24 protein-coding genes are annotated in these 24,784 nt (G+C 68.5%); 4 read left to right on the forward strand and 20 right to left on the reverse strand.

All coding sequences use genetic code 11. The features are described 5' to 3' along the window. Positions 1-69: 69 nt before the first annotated feature. The gene (araD, locus tag CAL29_RS03445) at positions 70-1,827 is read right to left on the reverse strand and encodes an L-arabinonate dehydratase (protein WP_094851579.1); all 1,758 of its coding nucleotides are present in this window, start codon (positions 1,825-1,827) and stop codon (positions 70-72) included. Positions 1,828-1,833: 6 nt separating this feature from the next. After that, positions 1,834-2,814, reverse strand: coding sequence for a Bug family tripartite tricarboxylate transporter substrate binding protein (locus CAL29_RS03450; protein ID WP_179283889.1), 981 nt, complete (start codon positions 2,812-2,814; stop codon positions 1,834-1,836). 163 nt (positions 2,815-2,977) lie between these two features. Between CAL29_RS03450 and CAL29_RS03455 the strand changes: the two genes are divergently transcribed. Further along, on the forward strand, positions 2,978-4,102 hold the full coding sequence (locus tag CAL29_RS03455) for a LacI family DNA-binding transcriptional regulator (RefSeq protein WP_218831799.1): 1,125 nt from the start codon (positions 2,978-2,980) through the stop codon (positions 4,100-4,102). Between the two features lie 43 nt (positions 4,103-4,145). Here CAL29_RS03455 and CAL29_RS03460 read toward each other — a convergent pair whose 3' ends face one another. The 3 genes from CAL29_RS03460 to CAL29_RS03470 all read right to left on the reverse strand — a co-directional run bounded on the left by CAL29_RS03460 (position 4,146) and on the right by CAL29_RS03470 (position 6,429). Continuing rightward, entirely contained in the window at positions 4,146-4,952 is an 807-nt protein-coding gene (locus CAL29_RS03460) for an amidohydrolase family protein (RefSeq protein ID WP_094851581.1), read from the reverse strand. Positions 4,953-4,974: 22 nt separating this feature from the next. Continuing rightward, a complete protein-coding gene (locus tag CAL29_RS03465; protein WP_094851582.1) occupies positions 4,975-5,775 on the reverse strand; it encodes an SDR family NAD(P)-dependent oxidoreductase in 801 nt (266 codons plus the stop codon). A 96-nt stretch (positions 5,776-5,871) separates the two neighbouring features. After that, positions 5,872-6,429 carry a carboxymuconolactone decarboxylase family protein gene (locus CAL29_RS03470; protein ID WP_094851583.1) on the reverse strand — a complete coding sequence of 186 codons (558 nt, stop codon included), beginning with the start codon at positions 6,427-6,429 and terminating at the stop codon, positions 5,872-5,874. A 494-nt stretch (positions 6,430-6,923) separates the two neighbouring features. Here CAL29_RS03470 and CAL29_RS03475 point away from each other — a divergent pair, with 494 nt between their 5' ends. Next, positions 6,924-7,796 (forward strand): LysR substrate-binding domain-containing protein, encoded by an 873-nt coding sequence (locus CAL29_RS03475; RefSeq protein ID WP_179283890.1) that lies wholly within the window; start codon positions 6,924-6,926, stop codon positions 7,794-7,796. Between the two features lie 111 nt (positions 7,797-7,907). Here the strand turns inward: CAL29_RS03475 and CAL29_RS03480 are convergent, their stop codons facing one another. The 4 genes from CAL29_RS03480 to CAL29_RS03495 all read right to left on the reverse strand — a co-directional run bounded on the left by CAL29_RS03480 (position 7,908) and on the right by CAL29_RS03495 (position 12,471). Beyond that, a complete protein-coding gene (locus CAL29_RS03480) occupies positions 7,908-8,711 on the reverse strand; it encodes an SDR family NAD(P)-dependent oxidoreductase (RefSeq protein WP_094851585.1) in 804 nt (267 codons plus the stop codon). Positions 8,712-8,797: 86 nt separating this feature from the next. Continuing rightward, positions 8,798-9,781, reverse strand: a complete 984-nt coding sequence (locus CAL29_RS03485) for a Bug family tripartite tricarboxylate transporter substrate binding protein (protein WP_094851586.1) — start codon at positions 9,779-9,781, stop codon at positions 8,798-8,800. Between the two features lie 118 nt (positions 9,782-9,899). Further along, on the reverse strand, positions 9,900-10,892 hold the full coding sequence (locus tag CAL29_RS03490) for a Bug family tripartite tricarboxylate transporter substrate binding protein (RefSeq protein ID WP_179283891.1): 993 nt from the start codon (positions 10,890-10,892) through the stop codon (positions 9,900-9,902). A 133-nt stretch (positions 10,893-11,025) separates the two neighbouring features. Beyond that, a complete protein-coding gene (locus CAL29_RS03495) occupies positions 11,026-12,471 on the reverse strand; it encodes a CoA transferase (RefSeq protein ID WP_143277595.1) in 1,446 nt (481 codons plus the stop codon). 103 nt (positions 12,472-12,574) lie between these two features. On the opposite strand from CAL29_RS03495, the gene CAL29_RS03500 reads away from it, so the two are divergent. Then, positions 12,575-13,516, forward strand: coding sequence for a LysR family transcriptional regulator (locus CAL29_RS03500; protein WP_094851589.1), 942 nt, complete (start codon positions 12,575-12,577; stop codon positions 13,514-13,516). A 35-nt stretch (positions 13,517-13,551) separates the two neighbouring features. On the opposite strand, the gene CAL29_RS03505 is transcribed toward CAL29_RS03500, so the two are convergent. Continuing rightward, positions 13,552-13,854, reverse strand: coding sequence for a hypothetical protein (locus CAL29_RS03505; protein WP_094851590.1), 303 nt, complete (start codon positions 13,852-13,854; stop codon positions 13,552-13,554). 40 nt (positions 13,855-13,894) lie between these two features. Beyond that, a complete protein-coding gene (locus CAL29_RS03510) occupies positions 13,895-14,239 on the reverse strand; it encodes a DUF2322 family protein (protein ID WP_094851591.1) in 345 nt (114 codons plus the stop codon). Between the two features lie 145 nt (positions 14,240-14,384). On the opposite strand from CAL29_RS03510, the gene CAL29_RS03515 reads away from it, so the two are divergent. Continuing rightward, a complete protein-coding gene (locus CAL29_RS03515) occupies positions 14,385-15,209 on the forward strand; it encodes an isocitrate lyase/PEP mutase family protein (RefSeq protein WP_094851592.1) in 825 nt (274 codons plus the stop codon). 44 nt (positions 15,210-15,253) lie between these two features. Here the strand turns inward: CAL29_RS03515 and CAL29_RS03520 are convergent, their stop codons facing one another. The 9 genes from CAL29_RS03520 to CAL29_RS03560 form a co-directional block, all read right to left on the reverse strand. Next, positions 15,254-16,357 (reverse strand): porin, encoded by a 1,104-nt coding sequence (locus tag CAL29_RS03520; protein WP_094851593.1) that lies wholly within the window; start codon positions 16,355-16,357, stop codon positions 15,254-15,256. 322 nt (positions 16,358-16,679) lie between these two features. Beyond that, positions 16,680-17,471 carry a heme ABC transporter ATP-binding protein gene (locus CAL29_RS03525; protein WP_094851594.1) on the reverse strand — a complete coding sequence of 264 codons (792 nt, stop codon included), beginning with the start codon at positions 17,469-17,471 and terminating at the stop codon, positions 16,680-16,682. Beyond that, a complete protein-coding gene (locus tag CAL29_RS03530) occupies positions 17,471-18,412 on the reverse strand; it encodes a FecCD family ABC transporter permease (RefSeq protein ID WP_094852683.1) in 942 nt (313 codons plus the stop codon). Before CAL29_RS03530 ends, CAL29_RS03525 begins: the two co-directional genes overlap by 1 nt. 52 nt (positions 18,413-18,464) lie before the next feature. Further along, on the reverse strand, positions 18,465-19,319 hold the full coding sequence (locus tag CAL29_RS03535; RefSeq protein ID WP_373559691.1) for a heme/hemin ABC transporter substrate-binding protein: 855 nt from the start codon (positions 19,317-19,319) through the stop codon (positions 18,465-18,467). Between the two features lie 97 nt (positions 19,320-19,416). After that, a complete protein-coding gene (locus CAL29_RS03540) occupies positions 19,417-20,673 on the reverse strand; it encodes an MFS transporter (protein WP_094851595.1) in 1,257 nt (418 codons plus the stop codon). A 253-nt stretch (positions 20,674-20,926) separates the two neighbouring features. Then, positions 20,927-22,366: an NAD-dependent succinate-semialdehyde dehydrogenase gene (locus CAL29_RS03545; RefSeq protein WP_094851596.1), complete on the reverse strand. Its 1,440-nt coding sequence runs from the start codon at positions 22,364-22,366 to the stop codon at positions 20,927-20,929. A gap of 182 nt (positions 22,367-22,548) precedes the next feature. Further along, positions 22,549-23,238 (reverse strand): aspartate/glutamate racemase family protein, encoded by a 690-nt coding sequence (locus CAL29_RS03550; protein WP_094851597.1) that lies wholly within the window; start codon positions 23,236-23,238, stop codon positions 22,549-22,551. 61 nt (positions 23,239-23,299) lie between these two features. Next, on the reverse strand, positions 23,300-23,989 hold the full coding sequence (gene pepE, locus CAL29_RS03555) for a dipeptidase PepE (RefSeq protein ID WP_094851598.1): 690 nt from the start codon (positions 23,987-23,989) through the stop codon (positions 23,300-23,302). 49 nt (positions 23,990-24,038) lie between these two features. Continuing rightward, positions 24,039-24,773 carry an AroM family protein gene (locus CAL29_RS03560; RefSeq protein WP_256977168.1) on the reverse strand — a complete coding sequence of 245 codons (735 nt, stop codon included), beginning with the start codon at positions 24,771-24,773 and terminating at the stop codon, positions 24,039-24,041. Positions 24,774-24,784: the final 11 nt, after the last annotated feature.

Genomic DNA, 24,784 nt, shown 5'->3' on the forward strand with positions numbered 1-24,784 from the left:
AGGATTCCTGATGGGAGATGGAAGTGGGGCGCCGGCTTGCGTATCGGGCGGGCGCGGCGCCGGTACGGGTCAGTAGATCGGCGGCTCCGGCGTCGGCGCGCTGCCTTGCAGGAAGGCGAAGTCGCAGCCTTCATGGGCCTGGGTGACCTGCTCCTGGTACAGCTTGGCGTAACCCCGCGCATAGGGGCGGGCAGGCGGCTGCCAGGCCGCGCGGCGCGCCGCCAGTTCCGCATCCGATACGTCCATGTCCAGGCGCCGCGCGCCGATGTCCAGGGTGACGCGGTCGCCCGTGCGCAACAGCGCGAGCGGCCCGCCCACCGCCGCCTCGGGGGAGATATGAAGCACGCAGGTCCCGTAGTGCGTGCCGCTCATGCGCGCGTCGGACAGGCGCAGCATGTCGCGCACGCCCTGGCGCAGCAGTTTCCTGGGTATCGGTAGGTTGCCCCACTCGGGCATGCCCGGCGCGCCGACGGGGCCGCCGTTGCGCAGCACCAGCACGGTGTTGGCGTCCACGTCCAGGTCGGGATCGTTCATCGCCGCGAGCATTTCCTCGTTGGAGTCGAAGACCAGCGCGCGGCCGGTGTGGCGCAAGAGCGCGGGCGTCGCGGCGGAAGGCTTGATCACCGCGCCGTCCGGACAGAGATTGCCCCGCAGCACGGCCAGCGCGAGCCCGGTCTCGGGACAGCCGGGCTCGGCCGCCTTCAGCGGGCGGTCGGGATCGCGGATCACGTCGTCGTCTTCACAGGCCTTGCCGGCGATGTTCTCGCCCAGGGTGCGTCCCGTGACGGTCAGGGCGCCCAGATCCAGCCGCGGCCGCAATTTTTCGAGCAGGGCGGGCAGGCCGCCGGCATAGTGGAAGTCTTCCATCAGGCGGTCGCCCGAGGGGAACAGGTTGGCCAGCACCGGCACTTCGCGGGCAATGGCGTCGAGGTCGTCCAGGCTCAGGGACAGGCCCGCGCGGCCCGCCATCGCCATCAGGTGGACGGCGGCGTTGGTCGATCCTCCCAGGGCCATGTAGGCGACGATGCCGTTGCGCAGGGAGCCTTGCGTCAACAGGCGCGAGGGGCGCAGGTCTTCCCAGATCATCTCGGTGATGCGCCGGCCGCAAGCCCAGGCCATGCGCGTATGCGCGGCGTCCATGGCCGGCAGGCTGCTGGCGCCCGGCAGCGACAGGCCCATGGCCTCGACGATGGACGTCATGGTGCTGGCGGTTCCCATGGTGTTGCAGGTGCCCGGCGCGCGCGTCATCCGCGATTCCAGCGCGATCCACTCCTGGCGGCCGATATTGCCCACGGCATATTCGTCCCAGTATTTGCGGGTGTGGGTGCCCGCGCCCACGGTCTGGCCCTTGTAGCGGTCATTCAGCATGGTGCCCGCGGGACAGAAGATCGCCGGCAGGTCCATGGACAGCGCGCCCATGACCAGCCCCGGCGTGGTCTTGTCGCAGCCGCCCATGAGCACCGCGCCGTCCAGCGGCAGGCTGCGCAGCAGTTCCTCGGCCTCGATGGCCAGGAAGTTGCGGTACATCATCGTGGTGGGCTTGACCATGACCTCGCCCAGGCTCAGCGCCGGCAGTTCCAGCGGATAGCCGCCGGCCTGCAGCACGCCGCGCTTGACCGCGGCGGCCCGTTCGCGCAGATGGGCATGGCAGGGCGAGAGCTCGCTCCACGTGTTCAGGATGCCGACCACCGGCCGGCCCATGAATTCCTCGCGATCCAGCCCCTGTTGCTGCATGCGCTGCCGGTGCGCGAAACCGCGCATGTTGTCGGCGGCGAACCATCGCTGGCTGCGCAGGTCTTCGAGGGCTTTGCGTTTGGCGTCGGACATGCTGCTTCATTCCATCTTGATGTTGGCGCGCTTGACCAGGTCGCCCATGGCGGCATAGTCCTTGCGCAAGAGCGTCGCGAACTCCTCCGGCGTCGAGCTGAGGATGTCGTAGCCCTGCGACGTGAGCAGTTTGCGGAATTTCGGATCGGCCAGGACGGCGCCCATGGCCGCGTTCAGTTGCGCGACGAGCGCCGGCGGCGTGCCGTGCCGGACCAGGATGCCGTTCCACACGACGGAGTTCGCGTCGGCGATGCCCGCTTCCCGCATGGTCGGCACGCCGGGCAGCAAGGGCGAGCGCTTGTCGTCGGCGATGGCCAGCGCCCGCAGCTTGCCGGCCTGCACCAGCGGCACGATGGCGGGAAGGTTGTTGAACATCATGGGGATGCGGCCGCCGAGCACGTCGTTCAGCGCTTCGGGGCCGCCCTTGTAGGGCACGTGCAGCAGCTTGATGGACGCGCGCAACTGGAACAGCTCGGCCGCCATGTGCATGGTGTTGCCGATGCCGGCCGAGCCGTATTCGATCTTGCCCGGCTGGCGCTTGGCGGCGTCGATGAGTTGCGCCAGGGTGCGGTAGGGCGTATCGGCGCCGACGACCAGCACGTTGGGCATGCTGTGCGTCAGGCTGACCGGCTGCAGGTCGTCCAGCACGGAATAGCCCATCGAGGGGTAGATGTGCGGGTTGATGGCGAGCGTGCTCAGGGAGCCGAGCAGCAGGGCATAGCCGTCGGCCGGCATGCGCTGCGCGACATAGGCCGAGCCGATGTTGCCGTTGGCGCCCGGCCGGTTCTCGACGATCACCGATTGGCGCAGGCGATCGCCCAGGGCCTGGGCGAAAGGCCGGGCGAACTGGTCGGCGGCGCCGCCCGGCGGATAGGGCACGACGAAGGTCAAGGGCCGGTCGGGGTAGGAAGCGGCCGCACAGGCCGGCTTCAGTATTCCGAAACAGAGGGCCGATGCGGCCCCGAGGGTAAAGCCACGGCGGTTCATGATGTCTCCTTCCATTTTTCCCTGCGGCGCTGGACGGGGTCGCGGGCGCTTTCTTGGTTACCGGTAACATACGACATTGGTTACCGGTAACACCGAGCTGCGCCAAGTCTATAATGCGTTTCCTCCCGCCGTCAACGCGGCGGTCCGGATAGAAGGGGCATCGTTGGCAGGCAAGAAGAAGGCATCCACGCGGACGGCGGCGCCGCCCGCGCCCGCGGGGCGGCGCAAGATCGCCGCGATCACCATTCACGACGTGGCCGCGCTCGCGGGGGTTTCGGCCATTTCCGTGTCCCGTTATTTCAACCAGCCGGACAGGGTGTCGGAGGCGCTGCGCGCGCGCATCGAGGACGCCGTCGCCCGGACCGGCTTCGTGCCCAGCCAGGTGGCGATGGGCCTGGCGTCCGCGCGCTCCAAGGTGGTGTGCGCGGTGATACCGAGCATCGCCAATTCCGTTTTTTCCGAAACCGTGCAGGGCATGACGGACGTGCTGCGCTCGTCAGGCCACCAGTTGCTGCTGGCGACCAGCAACTATTCCATGGCGGAAGAGGAAACCGCCGTCTGCGCCTTCGCGGGCTGGCGGCCGGCCGCGATGATCTTGACCGGACCCACGCATACCGAGCGCACCGACGCGGTGCTGCGGGCCGGCGGCTTCCCGGTCGTGGAAACCTGGGACGTGCGTCCCAACCGGCCTTTTCATCAAGTGGGATTCGCGCACGACCGGGTGGGATACGAGCAGGCCAGGCACCTGCTCGGGCAGGGCTTGCGCCGCATCCGCTTCCTGCGCACCGGCATGCGCGAGGACTTCCGTGGGGAACAGCGGTCGCAGGGGTATGCGCGGGCAATGGCGCAGGCGGGCCTGCAAGCGGACATCCACGTGCCGGAGTCGCTCGATCCCTACGAGGCCGGCGCGCAAGCGATGGCCCGGTTCGCCGCGGAGCCGGTTCGCCGGCGGCCGCAGGGCATCATTTTCGCCAACGACAATATGGCCGCGGGCGCCATCCTGGCCGCGCCCGCGCTGGGGCTCGCGCTGCCCGGGGATTGCGCCATCGTCGGCTTCGGGGATTTTCCGGTCGCCCGGCGCTTGACGCCGGCGCTGACGACGGTGCATCCAGGCCGCTACGAAATCGGCCGCACGGCGGCGCTGCTGGTCCTGCGCCTGATCGGGGAGGACGGCGGGCCCGGCGCCGCGGCGCCACCCGAGTCCCATTTGATCGACACCGAGTTCCACATTCGCGCCAGCTCGCTGGTGGCGGGCCGGCGGCGCCCTGGAAACCCGGGCTCTCCTTGACCTTGGCGTCCTTCGCCGCGGTTCGCGTTCCCGGGGGATTCGGTCAGCCGTAGAGACGGGCGGGGTTGGCGTTCAGGATGGCCGTCAACGCATCCGGGGTATCGGCGCAGGCCTGGCGCAGCAGGTCGAACAGGGTGTCGACGCTGGGGCGGTCATAGGCGATGTTGACGTGCGGCCAGTCGCTGCCCCACAGGATGCGGTCGGGCGCGCGCGCGATCAGCCGCCGCATGAGCGGCAGCGCCGCCCGGTAGCCGTCGTGTCCCCGGGTGATGCGGTCGGCTCCCGATATCTTCATCCAGACGCACGGCTCGTCGAGCAGGCGCAGCAGGGGAGTGGGATCCTGGCCCTCGTCGACCGGTATCCGGCCCATGTGGTCGATGACCAGCGGCACGCCATGGGGCGCCAGCGCCGGCACCGCTTCGAGCACGTCGGCCAGGTCGGCGTGGACCAGGGCATGCCAGCCGTACGGCCGTATGCGCCGGAGCAGCGCGCTCATCCCGTCCAGGTCGGGTTTGCCGGCCAGATGCTTCATCATGCCCAGCCGGATTCCGCGCACGCCCAGCCGGTGCATGTTGTCCAGGGTCTCTTCGGGCGTGTCGCGGTCGATGAGGGCGATCCCGCGATAGGCCCCGGCGCTGGCTTCCAGCGCGGCCAGCAAGGCGCCGTGGTCGTCCCGGTAGGGCGTGGCCTGGACGATGACGCCGCGCGTGATCCCGCAACGGGCATGCGCGGCGCGCAGCGCGGAAAAGGGCGCTTCCTCCGGCCGGTATGTAGGATTTCCCGTCAATGGGAAATCCTTCCATGGGCCGAAGATATGCGTATGGCAATCCCAGATATCGTTTGTCGGCATGTCCGCTATCCCTGGCCGGCGCTCAATCGCACCGCACGCTCATGCCGCCGTCGACGATGATCTCGGTCCCGGTGATGAAACGGGCCTCGTCCGACGCCAGGAACAGCGCGGCGTTGGCCGTGTCGGTACCGTCGCCCATGAAGCCGAGCGGAATGCGCGCCTGGCGCTGCCGCAGCAGGGCTTCCACGTCGCCGCCGGCGCGTTGCTTGGCCAGGCGCGCCTCCACCATGGGGGTGTGCATCTGGCCGGGTACGACGGTGTTCACGCGGATCCGGTGCTTGGCATATTCGACGGCGACGACCCGGGAGAACTGGATGATCCCCGCCTTGGACGAGGCGTAGCCGACCTGCGCCGCGCCGGTCCAGCGGATGCCGGAAGTCGACGCCGTGTTCACGATGGCGCCTCCGCCTTGCTGCTGCATGACGGGGATGACGTGCTTGCAGGCCAGGAATACGCTCTTCAGATTGAAGTCCATCTGCGCGTCCCAGTCTTCCTCGGAGAGATCGACGGGGCCGCCGCGGCGCGATCCGCCGACATTGTTGACGAGAATGTCGATGCGGCCATAGTGGTCCAGGCAGGCCTGGACCATGGCCTTGACGTCCGCGCTGCGGGTGGCGTCCGCCGTCCACGCGCGGATTTCACCCGGCGCGTCCTTTGCCAGCGCAAGCGTTTCCGTCATGGCATTGGCGTCGATATCGACGGCCAAAACCTTGGCGCCTTCCTGCGCGAAGCGCACCGCGACCGCCCGGCCATTGCCCCAGCCGGGACCGACGCAGCCCGCGCCGGTGACGATCGCCACCTTTCCTTCCAGTCTTCCGTTCATGGTGTCATGACTCCTTATGAGTGAGGGGGAGGCCCGGCATGTGCATGGTGCGCCCTCCTGCCGCTGCGCGGCCGCGTTTGGGGCGGCCCGGCACGCTCATGCCCCAGCCCGCATTTCGCGCGGTTCGCCTTCGGGCGGGTCGATGCGGAATACGTTCAAGGTCATCGAGATCAGGGTGTAGTAGCCGGCCAGGGTGACCAGGTCGAGAACGCCGTCGCGTCCGAACATCGCTTCGGCGCGCTGATAGACCGGGTCGGGCACGTCGTGCGTTTCATGCAGGACCGTCAGGAACTCGTGCACCAGGGCCTCGTCGTCGCGGGTGAAGGGAATCGGCCGCCGGTCGCGGATGGCGTCGACGACCGCGGCGTCCACGCCGGCCTCCAGGGCGATCTTCTTGTGCGCCCACCACTCGAATTCCGCGCCCCACCAGCGCGCGAGCACCAGGATGCCCAGCTCCGACAATCGCGGCGGCAGCGAACTGTCGTAACGGCAGAATTGCCCCAGCGCCTGCGCCGGCTCCGCCATCGCCGGCCGATGCAGCCATACGGCCAACGGCCCGCGAACACGGCCGCGCGGCCCGGCAGCGATGAGATCGTGGACCCGCTTCTGCGCGGGCGACATTGCCTCTACCGAGGGAGGGGTGACTCTTGCCATGGAAGGGCTCCTGTTCAGGTTGCGGGCCGGACCGGGATCTCGGCCAAAGCGTCATTCGGGCTTGATGCCCAACGCGGGGTAAAGGCCGGGAGTGACCGTTGCTCGATGAAACCAGCGTCAGGGTGCGTAGCCGTCCAGATTGATGCTTCGGCCCGCCCCGATGCCGCTTGCCAAAGTAGCTGGGGGAGCGGCGATGGCGAGCAGCCAATGCAGGATGCGCTTGGTCAAGGAAGTCTCCTCCGTATTTGTTGTCTTGTGGGGAGATTCTGCTTAAGCTCGAAGATATCCGTCCAATTGCATTTTTGGATGTGAGTAATTCCTTATCGGAATTACCGGGGTGGATGGGTATGTTCCTTCCGCTAACCGCAACCGCAACCGCAACCGCAACCGCAACTGCTTTCCTCTTTCCGGCTTCCGATTCTCGATTCTCGATTCCCCGATTCCCCGATTCCTCGATTCTCCCTTCCCATCCCATGGATCCCAAATTCCTGCGTATGTTTCTCGTCCTGGCCGAGGAGTTGCACTATGGCCGGGCCGCGGAGCGGCTTTTCATTTCGCAGCCGCCGCTGACCAAGGCGATCCAGCAGATGGAGGAACGCCTGGGAGTGACGCTTTTCGATCGCAACAGGCGCAGCGTGCGCCTGACCGTGGCCGGCCGCGTGCTGGTCGAGGAAGCGCGCCGGTTGCTCACGCAGACCGAGCTTTCCGTCCGCGCCGTGCAGCGCGCCGAGCGGGGCAATGCCGGCCGGATACGCATCGGTTTCGTCGCCGCGGTGCTGTTCATGGACATACGCGAGGTGATTCTCGGACTGGAGCGCAAGATGCCCGGCCTGGAGACCGTATGGGAGGAAATGGGATCGTCCGAGCAGATCCAGGCGCTGGCGCAGGATCGCATCGATATCGGCTTCGCGCAGATATCGCGGGGGATGAGCGAGATGATGTCCATTCCGGTGGGACGGGTGGACCTGGTGGTTGCGCTGGAGACGGGGCATCCCCTCGCGCGCCGCCGCAAGGTCCGCCTGTCCGACCTGGCCGAGGATGCGTTCATCGCCATTCCGCGGCATAGCGGTCCCAGCTTCCACGACCTGACCATTGCCGCGTGCATGGGCGCGGGCTTCAGTCCCCGCATCGTCCACTACGCCAAGCACCTGGTGTCGGTGGTCAGCCTGGTCGCGATGGGACGGGGCGTGTCGCTGGTGCCGCGATCCTTCGCGCGCGCCGGCGTGCCGGGGGTGGTGTTCAAGCAGATCGACGGCATGGCCATCGAGGCGGAGTATTCGGCGGTCTGGAATCCGGCGAACACGCTGCCGCTGCTGCCGCGCGTCCTGTCGCTGCTGGAGACGGGACGCGCTGCGGGGCGGACGTGAGGCCCCGGCGCATCGAAGCATCGAAGCGTCGAAGCATTGGTGCATTGGTGCATTGGAGTATCGAACATCCAGCATCGAAGTCCACGGCCCGATCCGGCGGCGCGTCCCCGCTCAGCCTCGCTTGACCAACAGCCCGCCGTCGACCGGCAGCAGCACGCCGGTGATGTACCTGGCTTCGTCCGACGCCAGGAACAATGCCGCGTTCGCCACGTCCATGGCGGTGCCCATATGACCCATGGGAACGAGCGCGTCCCGTTCCGCCCGCACCTGTTCGCGCGGCACGCCCCGTTCGCGCGCCCGCCGCTCGATCGCCATGGGCGTGTCGATCAGGCCGGGAAGCAGCGCGTTCGCGCGGATGCCGTATTGCGCGTTTTCCATGGCCAGGTGCTGGGTCAGCGCATTGACCGCGCCCTTGCTGGTCTTGTAGGTCAGCGTGGGGCGCGCGGCCAGGGACGAGGTGGACGATACGTTGATGATGCAGCCCGAGCGCTGGGCGATCATCACCGGCAGGACGTGCTTGCAGGTCATGAACATGCCCTTCAGGTTCATGTCCATGATGGCGTCCCACATGGCGACGTCCAGGTCGGTGGTCCGGCGGTCGCCCGTGGAGCGGCCGACGTTGTTGTGCAGGATGTCGATGCGGCCGTAGCGGTCGACGCAGGCCTGGGCGATCGCGCGGCAGTCTTCCTCTTTCGTGATGTCCGCCCGCAGGGTCGATGCGCTCGCGTCCAGCTTGGCGACGGCTTGCAGCGTGTCGTCGGCCCATTCGGGATTGATGTCGACGATCAGCAGCGTGGCGCCCTCGGCGGCGAAGCGTTCGGCCACCGCGCGACCGTTGCCTATCGTCCCGCCCGGCTGCTGTCCGCCGCCGACGATGATGCCGACCTTGCCGGCCAGCCTTCCTTTTTCATTCATGGGACTTCCTTTCCAACGTTTGAAACGGGGGCTTCATGGCCGCGCGGCGCCGGTCCTTCCGCCGGGAAGCGCGCGCAACGGGTCGTTCAGCCCATGGAGACGTGCCCCTCCTGGATGACCTTGCGCCACCGCGCGATTTCCTCGTGCACGTAGCGGGCGAGATCGGCGGGGGTATTGGGGGTGTTGGTGATGCCCTCGCTGCCCATGCGCTGCCGGAACAGGTCGGATTGCGTGGCCTCGATGGCCGCCCGGTTCAGCGTGTCGACGATGGCCGGCGGCGTGCCGGCCGCGGCGAACAGGGCGTACCAGACGTCGGCGGCGTAGCCCGGGTAGGTCTCCGCGATTGTCGGGATGCCCGGCCAGGAGGGCGAACGTTCGGCGCTGGTGAGCGCGATGGCGCGCAGCTTGCCGGCCTTCACCAGCGGGGTGACGGCGCCGGCGGTGCCGAAGAACATGTCGATCTGGCCCCCGACCAGGTCGGTCATCGCCGGGCTGGCGCCCTTGTAGGGAACGTGCGTCAGCGAGACGTGCGCCATCTCCTTGAACAGTTCGGCAGCCAGGTGAACCGCCGTGCCATTGCCGGACGAACCGAAGGTCAATTTCCCGGGATGGGCCTTGGCGTAGGCGGCGATGTCCCCGATCGTCTTGAAAGGACTGTCCGGCCGCACCACCAGGACGTTCGGCGCCCGTCCCACGATGGCGATGGGCGCGAAGGCCTTTTCGGTCTCGTAGGGAAGCTTGGGCGCCAGCGTGTCGTTGATGGCGTGCGCGGACGTGTTCAGCAGGACGGTATAGCCGTTGGGCTCGCTGCGCGCGACGTAGTCGCTGCCGACTACCGTGCCCGCGCCGGGCCGGTTCTCCACGATCACGCTGGTCTTCAGTTCCGCGCCGATGCGTTCGGCCAGGACCCGCGCCAGGGTGTCCGTCCCGCCTCCAGGGGGGAAGGGGACGATGAGATGGATGGGCTTGTCGGGGAAGGTATCGGCCGCGTGTCCGGCGAGGGGAAGCCAGGCCAGGATCGCGGCCAGGCCGAGGCCGGCCACCAGCCGCACGAGGAACGGCTTGCGCATGCTTGTCTCCGAATATGTTCTTTTGTGCGGGTAATGTCGCCTTTTCCGTCCGCCGGGTCCAATTTGCATTTGGGATTGCAGTAATTCGCTGCGGGAATCACTGGTCCCAGGAGTTGCGCTATTCGGACTTCAGGCCCAGCCGCTTGATGGTGTTGGACCAGCGCGCGTATTCCTGGCCGATGTAGGCCTTGCACTGTTGCTGGTCCATGTTCATCGGCTCGGCGCCCTGAAAGTCCAGGCTTTCCTTGACCTTGGCGTCCTTCATCGCCGCTTGCATGGCGTCGTTCAGTTTCGCCAGCACCGCGGGCGGGGTGCCCTTGGGCGCCGCCAGGACCTGCCAGGTGCCGGCGTCGAAGCCGCGCAGTCCCGCCACGCTTTCGCTGAGCGAGGGCACGTCGGGCAATGCCTGCGAACGATGGCCCGACGTCACGGCCAGGGGCTTGACCTTGCCGGCCTTGATGAAGGGCAGCGCGCTGTTGAACGAGCCCGAATACATGAAGTTGACGTTGCCGCTGGCGAGGTCCGACAAGGCCGGGCCGTTGCCCTTGTACGGCACGTGCTGAAACTTCAGGCCCAGCCTGCCCGCGATGTCCATGGACACCAGGTGGTCGATCGAGCCGTTGCCCGAGGAACCCTGGAAGTACTTCGACGGATCCGCCTTGACCGCCTTGTAGAAAGCCTCGGCGCTGGTCGCGGTGTCGCTCTTGGGCACCAGCAGGATCAGCGGCACGGACACCGAGCAGCCGGCGACGTCGAAGGCCTTGGTGGGGTCGAGATCGGCCCGGTTGAACAGCGCGGGCGCGGTAGTCACCGAGGAGGTGCCGTACATCAGGGTGTAGCCGTCCGGCTTGGCGCGCACCAGTTCCTGGGTGCCGATGTTGCCGCCGGCGCCGGGACGGTTCTCGATGATGATGGGCACGTTCAGGATTTCGGACACGCGCTTGAATAGCACGCGGCCGATGGCGTCGGTGGGACCGCCCGGCGCGAAACCGATCAGCAGGGTGATGGGCTTGTCGGGATAGGTATCGGCGGCGCGCGCTTGCGGGAGCGCGGCGGAAAAGGCGATCAACGCCAGGGCGGCGGTTTGCGCGAGTTTGATGCGGGGCGTCATGGTTTGTCTCCTTGTTATAAGAATATGGGCCGGCGAATCGGGAAGGGGCCGGTGAATCAGCGGTGATTCGGTCGACGAATCAGCCGGTGATTCGGCCGACGAATCGGCCAGTGAATCGGCCAACGCGCCGGCGTCAGCCCATGCCGGCCAGCCTGTCCAGCCACGTCGCCGGATGGGCGCCGTTGGGCGCGGGCGGCAGCGACCAATGCGCCGGCGTGTGGGAAAACTGGGCCACGGGCGGAAATTGTTGCAGCACGCCATAGGCCGAGGGGCGGGTCTCCAGCAGCGGCAGGAGGCCTTCCGCGAAATGGCGGCGGTCCTCGCGCGGCGTGAAGCCGGGTTCCAGTCCCAGGCCTTGCACCCACATCGACGTCCGCGTCAGCGATACCTTGACGTGATAGCTGCCGCCTTCGGTGGCGCGGCGCAGCAAGGCCAGCATGACGCCGGCCGCGCCCAGGTAGCCCGTCAGGTAGTCGTTGAGCAGATAGGTCGGCACCACGCGCGGCTTGCCGCCGGGCACGCCCTCGCTCACGGCGATGCCGGCCACCGTCTGGCCCAGTTGCTCGAAGCCGCCGCGTTCGGCCCACGGGCCGCTGTCGCCGAAGGCGCTGACGCTGACGTAGATCACGCCGGGACGCAGGGCGGCCGCGTCCTCGGCGCCCAGGCCGCGGCGGGCCAGGCTGCCGGGCCGCCAGGACTGCACCACCACGTCGGCGCCGCTGACCAGTTCGCGCGCGCGCTGCCGGTCGGCGGCCTGCGTCAGGTCGAGAAAGGCGGAGCGCTTGCCGATGTTCGTGTCTATCGTCTGGCGGAAGGGATCCTGGTTCATCGGCGGCGTGATGCGCAGCACCTCGGCGCCGTGTTCGGCGAGCGAGCGCGCGATGACGGGGCCGGCGATGACGTGGCCCAGGTCCAGCACGCGCAGCGCGGACAGCGGCCGCGGGCCCGGGCAGGGCGGTTCGGGATCGCTGTCGGCGATGCGCGTGACCTCGATCACCGGCTGCTGCGCCAGCAGCGCGCCCTGGGGATGGCGCAGCCATTCCTCGGCGCTGCGGGCATAGACGCCGGGCAGGCGTTTTTCCTCGAAGGCGGCTTCCAGGTCGTCGCCTTTCCAGCGGCCGATGGCGCGGCCCAGGGCGGCGGGGGTGTTGGCGCAATCCAGCAGCTCCAGCACGCCGTCTCGCAGGTGGGGATAGGAGCCGATGGGGAAGAACCAGCGCTGGTCGGCGGTCCGGTAGAAGTCCGCCTTCAGTTCGGTCAGCAGCGACAGCGCCGGCAGGCCGTAGCCGTTCTGGGTCTGGAAATGGCCCGGGTTGAGCGAGGCCGCCGCCTGCATCCAGTCGATGGCGACGGTCTGGCGCCGGCCGGTGGCCAGGTGCCACCATTTCTCCACGGCCAGCGCATAGGCGCCGATGGCCGCGCCGGCCGACAGCGTCAGCGCGTGCGGCGAGTCGAACGCCGGCGCCTCGCCGTGAAAGCGCAACCTGGCGGCGGGCGAGCCGTCCCACGGCTGTTGCGCGCCGAGCAGGTCCGCGATGGCCTGGCAGGCGCTGTGGGACAGGGCGGGAGAGACTGGCATGACACGGGCTCCATCTTCATCGAATGCGGGAAAGCAGTCTATAAAGCAGGAAAAATCGCGTCCAACATATAATTTATGGGTCTGTGAGACATAGCGTGTCTTTATGATCAACAGCCGCCTGCTTCGCCAATTCATCGCCGTGGCCGAGGAACTGCACTACGGCCGCGCCGCCGCGCGCGTCGGCATTGCCCAGTCGCCGCTCAGCCAGGCCATCCAGAAGCTGGAGGCGCACGTCGGCACGCCGCTGTTCGTGCGCAACAAGCGCTCGGTGGCGCTGACGCCGGCCGGCGCCGTGTTTCTCGAAGAGGCCTATCAGTGGCTGCGCTACGAGACGGTGGCGATCCAGCGCACCTTGGGCGCCAGCAGCGGCGGGACCGGGCAATTGGCCATCGGCTTCATCGGCAGCGTGGGCTACGGCTTCATGCCCGAATTGATCAGCCGCTTTCGGCTGGAATATCCCCAGGTGCGCCTGCGCGTCGTCGAGATGACGACCAAGGACCAATTGGAGCAGATGCAGGGACGGGCGCTGGACGTCGGCATGCTGCGCACGCCGCTGCCGGTCGCCGCCCCGCAGATCCAGACGCGTTTCTACCAGCGCGACGTGCTGGTGGTCGCGCTGTCCAGGAGCCATCCCCTGGCCGGCCGCAAGCGCATCGACCTGCGCGAGCTGGCGGGCGAATCGTTCATCTCGTTTTCGCGGGAGAAGGTGCCCGCCGCGCACGCGCAATTGATTTCCGTGTGCGGCGCGGCGGGTTTCTATCCGAACATCGAGCAGGAGTGCTCGCAGATCGCCAGCGTCATCTGCCTGATCGCGGCCGGCTTGTCGGTGGCGCTGGTGTCCGGCAACCTGACTTCGCTCATGCACCCCAAGGTCTGCTACGTGCCGATTTCGAATCGCACGTCCGCGCTCGACCAGGAGGTCTCGATCGCCTGGCGGCGCAACGACGCCAATCCGGCGCTGCATTCCTTCCTGGAGGTCGCGCGCGCCTTGGGGACGGGGGCGAGGAATGCGCCGGCGGTTCCAGCCGGTGGCGGCATGGCGTGACGCGCGGTGCGCCGTACGGAACGCGCCGGCAGCGATTACTCGTACTGGTTCCTGTAGCGGGCAGGGGGCCGCGTCCGGGTGATTTCGAACAGTTCGGCCTCGGACGAACCCGGGTTCGGGCCCGAGGGATCGTTCCATCCGTGTATGACGGTGATGGTGCCCTCGTCCTCGGTCTCGAGTACGTATTGCCAGTAGGCGGTCTTCCAGGCGCTGGCGACCTCCTTCATGCCCAGGGCTTCCGCGACGTCGACCACGGGCCTGTCTTTCTTTTCCAGGCAGGCCTGGTCGATGGCGGCGACGAGCTGCTCGTACGCGGAGGCGGGAGTTGATGTCGGCATACGGGATCCTTGACGGGTTTCGTTGATGGCGTGGCCTCGTTCAGCGGCCGGCCTTCACGACCTCGATGCGCAGCGCTTCGCCGCCGCCCACAATCGCCAGCAGGCGGTCGACGTTGGGATGGGCGCCGGGACGGTTGCGCGCGTCGGTGGTGTGCTCGCCGAACACGGCCAGGCCATGCTCGGCCGCCGCGGCGTCCAGCTTGCCGAACGCCTGCGACAGGTATTGGTAGATCGCCAGCGATCCCTGCTTGCCGGGCTGGTTCTCTATGCTCGCCACCACGGCGCCCTTGCCGTCGATGAGATCGATACGCTGGACGCCGTCGATGGACGGCAGTTGCTGAAGATTGTCCTTGAACACCGGGCCGGGATGGATGACTGGAAGCATTGCGGATTTCCTGAAGTGGCTTGCGAGCCGACATCTTATCCGAGGCCGGCGCTTCGCCGCCGCGCGGGGGCGCCAGGCGGGTTATCGTGCAGTACTTATCGCGGAACCGGCGGAACACCCGACCATCCTAGCCACGGAGACCTCCATGTCACGAACCATCGCGGAAAAACGCGCCGCCTTCCGTGCCCTGCACGCGAGCGGCTGCTTCATGTTGCCCAATCCCTGGGATGCGGGAAGCGCCCGCTATCTGGCCAGCCTGGGATTCCAGGCCCTTGCGACGACCAGTTCAGGTTACGCCTGGTCGAAGGGCCATGCGGACAACCATGTCGAGCGCGATGCGGTGCTCGCGCATCTGCGCGAGATGGTCGCCGCGACGGACCTGCCGGTGAATGCGGATTTCGAGAACGGGTTCGGCGCGGACCCGGCCGCGGTGGGCGAAAGCGTGAGGCTGGCCGTCGCCACGGGCGTGGCCGGCCTGTCGATCGAAGACGCCACCGGCGCCGCCGATGGTTCCCTGTTCCCGCTGGATGTGGCGGTGGCGCGGGTGGCGGCGGCGCGGCGCGCGATCGACGAGAACGGCGGCGATACGCTGCTGGTCGGCCGCGCGGAGAATTTCTTCTCGGGCAAGCCGGATATCGACGACGTGCTGGTCCGCCTGCGAGCCTATGCCGAGGCCGGCGCCGATTGCCTGTACGCGCCGGGCATCAAGACCCGCGAGCATATCGAGGCGGTGGTCGGGGCGGTGGCGCCCAAGCCCGTGAACGTGCTGGTCAGCGGACCCTCCGACTTCACGTTGCAGGACCTGGCCGCGATGGGCGTGCGCCGCGTCAGCGTCGGCGGCGCGCTCGCGCGCGCGGCCTGGGGCGGGGCCATGCGCGCGGCGCAATTGCTGGCGCAGGGCCGCTTCGACGGTTTCGCCGACGCGGCGCCGGGCGCCCAATTGAATGCGCTGTTCCTGAAAGACCGGTAAGGCGGCGGCTTCGGCGGCACACGATCGCAGGCGGTCGGAAGCGGTCAGAAGCGGTGCTGCATGCCCACGATGAACTGCGTGGCGTTCCACTCCTTGTCGAACCACGCGCCGTCGAGATAGGCGACGTAGGTGTAGACGTTCGTGCGCTTGCTGAGGTCGTGGCTGTAGCCCAGGCTGTACACCTTCTGGTCGTGGGCGCGCTTGCCGAAGCGGCGCACGTTGCGGTTGGGCGCGTTCCACTGCACCTGCCCGAGCAGTTTGCCGGCGCCGGTTTCGTAGGATGCGCCCAGCGTGTAGCCGTTGACCAGGCCGCCCCGGAACACGGCGGCCTGGCCCAGGTTGTTGGGATGCACGCCGTTGATGTAGGCGTCGCGGTGCTGCGCCCAGCCGGCATGCAGGGTGGCGGGGCCGAACGAGGCCTTGCCGCCCAGGCCGTATTCGCGCGGGGAGACGTCGTAGTGCATGCCGCGGGTGCTGGTGCGCGATTCCAGCGAGGTTTCCTGGTAATAGGCGGCCACCTTCCAGGCCGCCCCGCCGTAGCTGGCCGCGCCGCTGAATACGCGGTCCCTGGCGTCCTTGCCCAGGAGCGACGGGTGCAGGCCGTCCTTGTTCTGCGCGAGGTGCGCGTCGAAGGAATAGCTGGCCGTGGCCTGGAAGCCGCCGAGGTCGGCGGTGATGAACTTCAGCGTGTTGTCGGCGCGCGGCGTGGTGTTGCTGTTGATCGCGCTGCCGGCGCCGGCCAGCCTGTAGCTGGCGCCGAAGGGGCTGAAGATGTCCGTCATGGCGCTGGCGGCGAGCGTCTGCCGGCCCATGCGGAATTCGCCGAAGCCGCCTTCGAGGCCCAGCCAGGTGGTGCGGCCGAACACGCCGCGCTCGGGCGGCGTCCCCTTGCCGTTGGCGGCATTGAAGCCGCCCTCCAACTGGAAATTGACCCTGAGCCCGTCGCCCAGGTCCTCCGAGCCGCGCAGGCCGAACTTGGATGCGCCCTGGCCCCCGCTGATCATGCCGTTGGAGGCGCCGAGGCCCTTGATGTGGAGATACTGGTAGCCGGCGTCGAGCGTGCCGTACAGCTTGACTTCACTCGCCGAGTGCGCCGGCATGGAGACGCTGGACGCGGCGATGGCGAATGCGAGCGGATAACGTTTCATGTGTGTGGTGTTTCCCAAGAAGGATGGTGATCGCGGCAAGCGGGGCAGCAGCGTCGGGACCCAGGGGCCGGCCGTCGTCCTCGCACGGATGCGATCGGACGGCTGGGCGTCATGGGTGCGGATAGCGTGGGCGTTCGACGGCCCGCGGTTCGACGGGCCGCGAACAGGCGGCCGCGCCGGACGAACCGCGCGCTCATCGAAGCGCGTACGCTGCGGGGTAGGTGAGGGGTGGCGGGACGAACGTTCCGCGGCGATTTTTTGCTATTTGCTTGCGCTGCGGTGTACGGAAATATCAGTCCGCGTTGCGATGTTTCATCGGCGCCTATTCGCGCGCCAGCACCAGCAGCTTGCCCGCCTGGCGGGGATGCGGCATCACGTCGGCGTCGATGTCGTACACCGCGCGCAACAGGGCGGGCGTGAGCACCGCGGCGGGTTCGCCCGCGGCCGCGACCGTGCCGCCGGCCAGCAGCACCAGGCGATCGCACCAGTACGCCGCCAGGTTGATGTCGTGCACGATCACCAGGACGCCCAGGCCGTCCTGGTGCGCCATCGTCCAGGCCGTGCGCAGCAACTCGATCTGGTGCTTGGGGTCCAGGCTGGAGATGGGTTCGTCCAGCAGGAGATAGGGCGGCGCGCCGTCGCGGAAGGCGGCGCGGCATTGCGTCAGCACGCGGGCGAACTGCACGCGCTGCTGCTCGCCGCCGGACAGTTCGGGATAGCGGCGGTCGGCCAGGTGCGCCACGCCGGCCTGCGCCAGCGCGCCGTCGATCAACGCGTCGACCTCGTCCGGATTCAATTCCGGGAACGGGTAGGCGCCCATGGAGACGACGTCGCGCACGCCCAGGTCGAAAGTCAGCGACGGTTTCTGCGGCAGCACCGCGCGGCGGCGCGCCTGCTTGCGCGCCGGCACGCCATGCAGGTCGGCGCCGTCCAGCAGGACGCGGCCGGCGCCGGGCCGCAGCTCGCCCGCCAGGGCGGCCAGCAGCGTGGACTTGCCGGCGCCGTTGGCCCCGAGCAGGCCCGTCATGCTGCCCGGCCGCACCGACAGCGATACGTTCTTCAGTACGCGGGCTTGGCCGCGCGTCACGTCGATGTTGTCGGCCTGCAGCGTCATCAGAATCTGCGCCCCCGCGCCAGCAGCCACAGGAAGAAGGGACCACCGACCAGGCTGGTGACCAGGCCGATGGGCAGTTCCGCCGGAATCACCGCGACGCGCGCCAGCCAGTCGGCCAGCAGCAGCGCCAGCGCGCCCGCCAGGATGGAGGCCGGCAGCAGCCTGCGATGGTCGGCGCCCAGCGTCATGCGCAACAGGTGCGGCACCACCAGGCCGATGAAGCCGATGCCGCCGGTGGCGGCCACCAGGGGACCGACGATCAGCGCGGTGGCCATGACCAGCCGCCGCCGCACCGAGGTCAGCGCGTAGCCCAGGTGGCCCGCCTCCCGTTCGCCCAGCAGCAATGCGTTCATCACGCGCCATTGGCCGATCAGCCATGCCGAGCACAGCAGCGTCCAGGGCCCCAGGAAGGCCAGCAGGCGCCAGTTGGCGCCCGCCAGGCTGCCCATGCTCCAGAAGGTCAGGTCGCGCAACTGGTTGTCCGACGCCAGATACGTCAGCAGGCCGATGAGGCTGCCGGCCACCGTGTTGATCGCCACGCCGGCCAGCAGCAGTCCGGCCACGCCCGGCGCGCGGCGTCCGACGAGATAGGCGCAGGCGGTGGCGGCCAGGCTGCCGGCGAAGGCGGCGGGCGCGATGACGGCATAGCCCCCGCTGGTCAGGACGATGGCGCTGACCGCGCCCAGCGCGCCGCCGGCCGAGATGCCGACCAGCCCGGGTTCGGCCAGCGGATTGCGGAACAGGGCCTGCAACGCCGCGCCGCAGACGGCCAGGCCCGCGCCGGTCACCGCGGCGAACAGGACGCGCGGCAGGCGGATGTTGAACAGGACGTTGCGCCAGAGTTCGTCGTCGGGCTTTTGCGGCGTGTGCGACCACAGCAGCCGCAGCGCATCGGCCAGCGGAATGCGCACCGCGCCGCTGGACGCCGCCAGCAGCGCCACGGCCACGACCGCCAGCGCCAGGCCCAGCAGCGCCGCGTCGCCCTTCAGCGCGTCAGGCGGGCGTGCGCCGCGGACTCTGGCGAGCGACACAATCGGTCTCTTTCAATTGGCGCACCGCTTGCGGCAGGCGCGGTCCGGTGCCCAGCGCCAGCAGGTCGTCCATGACGACGATGCACGAGGCCGCCGGCGTGCCGGCGATGCCGGGCATGGCGCGCAGCTTGTCCAGGCCGCCGGAGGCCTCCAGCGAGGTGCTGGTGATGACCAGCACCTGGGGCGCCAGCGAGGAGAAGGCTTCGGCCGACAGGGTCTTGTAGCCGTGCTGGTCCTGCAGCACGTTGTGCAATCCGGCCAGCCGCAGGACCAGCCCGGCGGCGGTGCCGCTGCCCGCGCCTTGCGGCGTGCCGGTGCGGTTCATGATCAGCAGCGCCCGCGCGTTCGAGGCCGGCAGGGCCTGGGCGGCTTGCAGGTCGCGGTCGACCGATTCGATGAGGCGCCGGCCCGCGGCCTCGTCGCCCAGGATTTGAGCGATCCGGCCGATGCGCTTGTGCAGGGATTGCACCGAGGGCTCGTCGGAAACGGTCTCCACTTGCACGCCCGCGCTGGCCAGTTGCTTGATGGCGTCGGGCGGCCCGGCCTGCTCCGACGCCAGGACCAGGTCCGGCTTCAGCGCCAGCACGCCTTCCACCGGCGTGGCCCGGTAGTAGCCGACCCGCGGCAGCTTGGTGGCCGCCTCCGGGTACAGGCTGGACAGGTCGTCGCCGACCAGGCGGTCGCCATGTCCCAGCGCATAGACAATTTCCGTGACGCTGCCGCCCAGGGTTACCACGCGGTGCTGCGCCTGGGCCTGCGCGGACCCGGCCCAGGCCAGCAAGGCGCCCAGCAGGAAGGCCGTCGCTCGATGCATCATGATGTCGTCCTTTCTTCGGCGGCCGCCGGTGCGGCCACAGCGGCAACGATAACAGTTCTCAATAGGCGCGTGGCGGATCCGGCGGCGGCCATCGTCGCTATTCGCTCGCCGCCTGGTCCATCGCGCCGCGCATCAGGTCCTCGGTCACGCGTATTTCGACGCCCACGGGAGACATCTGCGTCGCCGGCTCGAAGGGCGCCACCGGCGCGCCCGCCGGCGACCGTCCGCGCCGCCAGACAAAGAACACCGCCATGCCCAGGTTGAGCAGGGCCATGGCCCAGAAGAAGCCCGCCGCCCCGGCGTGCTCCATCAGCAGGGAGATGGTCATGGGGCTGACGGCCGAACCGACGGAGTTGATCAACAGCAGGCCCTGGATCATGCGGACCAGCGCATCGGGGCCGGCCTTGTCGGCGGAATGGCTGACGGCGACGGGATAGATGGCGAAGATGCCGCCGCCCAGCAGGAACAGCGGCACGCACAGCCACGCCGGCGTGCTCGGCAGCAGGAGGATCAGCAGCGAGTCCGCCACGCACACGAAGCCCAGCGCGATCAGCACGGTCTGCCGGTCCTTGTGATCCGACCAGCGTCCGACGGGGTATTGCAGCAGCATCGCGCCCAGGATGGTGGCCGACATCAGGCTGCCCACCTGGTCGACGTTCATGCCCACGTGCTGGAGGTAGAGCGGCAGCAGCGTATAGATGGCCGCGATGGCCACGCCCGAGCCGAAGCAGCCCACGACGCCGGTGGAGGTGGTGCGCAGGAGGTCGCCGAAGCGCAGGGGCTGGACCCGTTCCATCACCGGCGAAATGCGCGGGATGATGACCATGGGCAGCACCGACAGCGATGCCAGCATGCCGCCCACGATGAAGGGCACGGTGGCGCCCGCCGCGTCGACCGCGCCCAGTATCAACTGGCCCAGCAGGGTCGAGCCGTAGAACGAGATCATGTACAGCGCCAGCAGCCGTCCCCGCTGCCGGGGCGTGCCGGCCAGCAGCAGCCAGCTTTCGACGACCAGGAAGACGCCCAGCGTCGCCCAGCCGTTGACCAGGCGCAGGATGAGCCAGAACGCGGGATCCGAGAACAGGCCTTGTAGCAGGAAGGTCACGGAAATGACCGATACGAAGCTGCTGTAGGCCCGGATATGCCCCACCCGCGCGATCAGGCGGTCGTTGAAGAACGCGCCTATCGTCAGGCCGATGAAGTAGGCGGACGAAATCAGGCCCACGGTCATCGCCGAGGCGCCCGAGGAATCCAGGCGCAGGGTGGTCAGGGATGAAATGAAGCCATTGCCGGTCGCGACGACGAAAAGACCAAGGATCGGCGCCAGGACGGTAGTGAAAAGCTGCCCAAACATCGTGGGTGAAGGTGTAGCGGTGAGAAGACGCGCATGCGCCGGAACGGCCGCGGGCCACGGGGCCGGCCGGCAATGCCCGCGTCTCGTGCGGGCGGGGCAATCCGGCGGGCGTGATTATCGCTCATCGGCGTTGGACGGGTGGGAAAAGAAACGGGGCGCGCGTTCCTGGGTGGAACACGCGCCCCGTTCGGCGCCGGCGGCTGCCGCGGGACGCGCCGCCACGGATCGCGGCGGCGCGCCGGGCCGGCCGGAATCAGACGCCGACCACGGACACCGCCTTGGTCACCAGGTAGGCTTCCAGCGCTTCCGGACCGCCTTCCGAGCCGTAGCCGGAGTCCTTCACGCCGCCGAACGGCAGTTCGGCCGAGGGCGTGGCGGGCTGGTTGATCCAGACCATGCCCACTTCGAGGCGGCGCGACAGTTCGGTGACGTTCTTGAACGAGCGGGTGAACGCATAGGCGGCCAGGCCGAAGGGCAGGCGGTTGGCTTCCTTGATGGCGTCTTCCAGGTTCTCGAAGCTGCGGATCGCGGCGATCGGGCCGAACGGTTCTTCGTTGAACACGTCGGCGTCCAGCGGCACGTCGGTCAGGACGGTGGGGGCGAAGAAGTTGCCCGCCGAGCCGATGCGCTCGCCGCCGGTGGCGACCTTGGCGCCCTTGGCGCTGGCGTTCTTCACGATCTTGTCCATCGCGACCAGGCGGCGGTCGTTGGCCAGCGGGCCCAGGGTGGTGCCGTCGGCCAGGCCGTCGCCCAGCTTGAGGCTTTCGGCGTGCTTGACCAGCGCTTGCTCGAAGGCCGCCTTGACGTCCTTGTGGACCAGGAAGCGCGTCGGCGAAATGCAGACCTGGCCGGCGTTGCGGAACTTGGCGCCGCCCGAGGCCTTGACGGCCAGTTCGACGTCGGCGTCCTGCGCCACGATCACGGGGGCGTGGCCGCCCAGCTCCATGGTCACGCGCTTCATGTGCTGGCCCGCCAGCGCGGCCAGTTGCTTGCCGACCGGGGTGGAGCCGGTGAAGGTGACCTTGCGGATGATGGGGTGCGGAATCAGGTAGCTGGAGATTTCGGCGGGCGAGCCGAACACCAGGCCGACCACGCCCTTGGGCAGGCCGGCGTCGACGAAGCAGTTCAGCAGGGCGGCGGGCGAGGCCGGGGTTTCCTCCGGCGCCTTCACCAGGAAGGAGCAGCCGGAAGCCAGGGCCGCGCCCAGCTTGCGCACGATCTGGTTGACGGGGAAGTTCCAGGGCGTGAAGGCCGCCACGGGGCCCACCGGCTCCTTGAGGACCATCTGCTGGGCCGCCGGGTTGCGGGCCGGCACGATGCGGCCGTACACGCGCAGGGCTTCGTTGGCGAACCAGTCGATGATCTCGGCGCCGGCGGCGACTTCGATGCGGGCTTCGGCCAGCGGCTTGCCCTGTTCCTGCGTGAGCAGGCGGGCGATGTTGTCGACGCGCTCGCGCACCAACTGGGCAGCCTTGCGCATCAGGGTGCAGCGCTCGTGGGCCGACATGTCGCGCCAGGTTTCGAAACCGCGCTGGGCGGCGGCCAGGGCCAGGTCGAGGTCTTCCTTGCTGGCGTTGGCGACCTGGCCGATCTTGCTGCCGGTGGCGGGATTGACGACGTCGATACGCTTGTTGCCGCGCGCTTCGCGCCATTCGTTATCGATCAGGAGGAGAGTGTCGGGGTAACTGCTCATGGATGCTCCATACCTTTCAAGGGAGAGTTCGGGTCACGTCACGGGATCGCGTCACGATGTCGTTGTTATCTTGCGGTGCGTTCTTCCGCCCAGCCGGGAGGGAAACGCCTGCGCAGCTTGGTAGGCTAACATTTTTAACGATTCGTTCGAAAGTTCCCCTTTCCCTGTTTCCGGTATTTCCCCTATTCCTTTCCGGCATGCCTTCCGGGAATGCCTTCCGGCATCCCCGGGACGGCGCCAGCCCCCAGCCACTCCGCCGCGAACATCCCCGCCGCGCTGACGGCGTCGACCGCCGCGCAGCCGATTTCGGCGCGGACGCGAGGGGCCAGGCCGATGGTGGTCAGTCCCGTGCACGAGAAGACGATGACCTTGGCGCCTTCTTCGTGCAGCCGGCGCGCGCAGGCCAGCGCCGCCTCGCGGCCGACGGGCGTCAGGAGATCCATCGTTTTCGTCACGCCGTCCGGCCGCGCGTAGGGGACGTCCTCGCCCAGCAGGCGCCGGAAAGGCGCCGGCGCGGCGGCGCCTATGCCCATGACCGCCGCGGGCAATCCAAGACAGGCCGCGACACGGGCGGCGGCGCTGCCGGCCGACACCACCGGTATGGAAACCGCCGCGCGCAGTTCGGCCAAGCCGGGATCGGCCGCGCAACTCAGGAACAGCGCCTTGCACCCCTGGTCCTGGAGCGCCCGGCCGAGGCGGACGATCTTGGGGACGGCCATGGCCTGGCTTTCATCGTCGTAGATGCCCTCGGGCTGATCCTCGATGCATCGCGTGATGGTGCGCAGGCCGTATTCCCGTTCGAGGATGCGGCCGTGTTCCAGCAGCACGGCCGGGTCCGCCGTGGTGAGTACCCGGATGATGCCCAGGGACATGGGGATTCTCCTTGTTCCGCTTGGTTCGCGTTCGATTCGGCGTTGGCCGGCCGGCTTGCATTCACTCCGCCAGCATGGCCGGCGGGGCGACGTCCACCGCTTCGCGGCCGCCCTGGAAGACGCGGGCGGGGAAGGGGCCGTTCAATTGCATCTGCTTGCCGCGCACGCGCAGCCAGTCGCCTTCGGGCAGGCCGATGATCTTCATTTCCGGGCGCACCGCCATGAATTCGGCGAGGCGCTGGTCGCGCGTCTCGCCCTGATGGCCGGCAGGCAGGGCATTGGTGTAGTGCGGATTGATCTGCACGTCGATCAGGCCCAGGGCGTCGAAACCGCCCGGGTCGACGATGGGCATGTCGTTCGTCGTGCATATCGTCGGGCATGCGAGATTGGCCCCCGCGCTCCAGCCCATGTACGACATGCCCGCGGCGGCGGCGCGCCGGATGGCGTGCAGCCAGCCGCGCTGCCGGGCTTCCCGCGTCAGTTGGAAGGTGTTGCCGCCGCCCACGATCACCAGTTCGAAGGCGTCGATGTCGGCGGGCTTGACGGTATGCGCGCCCGTCAAGGCTACGCCCGCCGGCGCCAGCGCCCGGCCCGCCTTGTCCGTGTATTCATCCCAGGTGGTGGTCACCCCGGCAAAGGGCAGGAAAAGCGCCTTGGCGCGCGCGCCGGCCAGTTCGCGCACCAGTTCGATCGCGTGGTTCAGATAGCCGCCGTCCGGCGAGCGTGAGTTGCTTAGCAGAAGAAGATTCATGGCTGAAATCGGTGTCGATGATGGAAGGGATGCGGACGCGGACCGAAGATCAGGCCAGCAGTTCGGCGGTGAGTTTGGCGATGAGCGCGTTCGACAGGATCACGGGCAAGCCGCTGGCCCGCGCGGCCGCGCGGCGATGCGCTTCGGTGAAGCCCATGCAATCCAGCAGCAATACCTGCGCGCCGCGATCTCGCAACGCGACGGCCGCGCGCTCCAGTGCGTCCAGGCCGTCGGCATAGGGCGACGCGGCCTCGCAGATGGGCGGCTTTGCCAGCATGGCGAACTTGCCCGCCTCGCTGGCGGCCTGCTGCGGCAAGGGCACGACAATGCCGACCTGGCGATCCCCGGCGATGGCGGCCGCCGCGGGCGGGACGATGCGGTCGGGTTCGACCAGCCAGGCCGGATCGAGGTCCAGGCCGTGGAATTCACCCGTGCACAGGATCAGCACGACCTGGCAGCCGCGCGTCTGCAACTCGGCCAGCTTGCCGTCCAGGTCCCGGCGCACGGCGGCCTTGTCCAGCGTGACCGAGCTGCCGTCCAGCAGGCGGGTCACCAGCAGCGGCGCGTCCGCCCGCGGCGCGTAGCGGGCGGCGATTTCCTCGCGCGACAAGCCGTCGAGCACGCCCAGGTGCAGGCATTCGACGCCTTCAGGCAAGGCGGCGTCGAGTATGGGAGCGATATCCGCGCGCGGCGCCTGGCCTATGGTCAAGGTGCCCAGGCGCTTGCGGCCGTGCGTCTCGGTCGTCGCCGTCGTCGCGGTCGTTGTCATGGAAGCAGTTTTCATGTCGTTTCCTC

The sequence above is a fragment of the Bordetella genomosp. 10 genome (assembly GCF_002261225.1).
In the GTDB taxonomy this organism is placed as follows: Bacteria; Pseudomonadota; Gammaproteobacteria; order Burkholderiales; family Burkholderiaceae_B; genus Bordetella_C.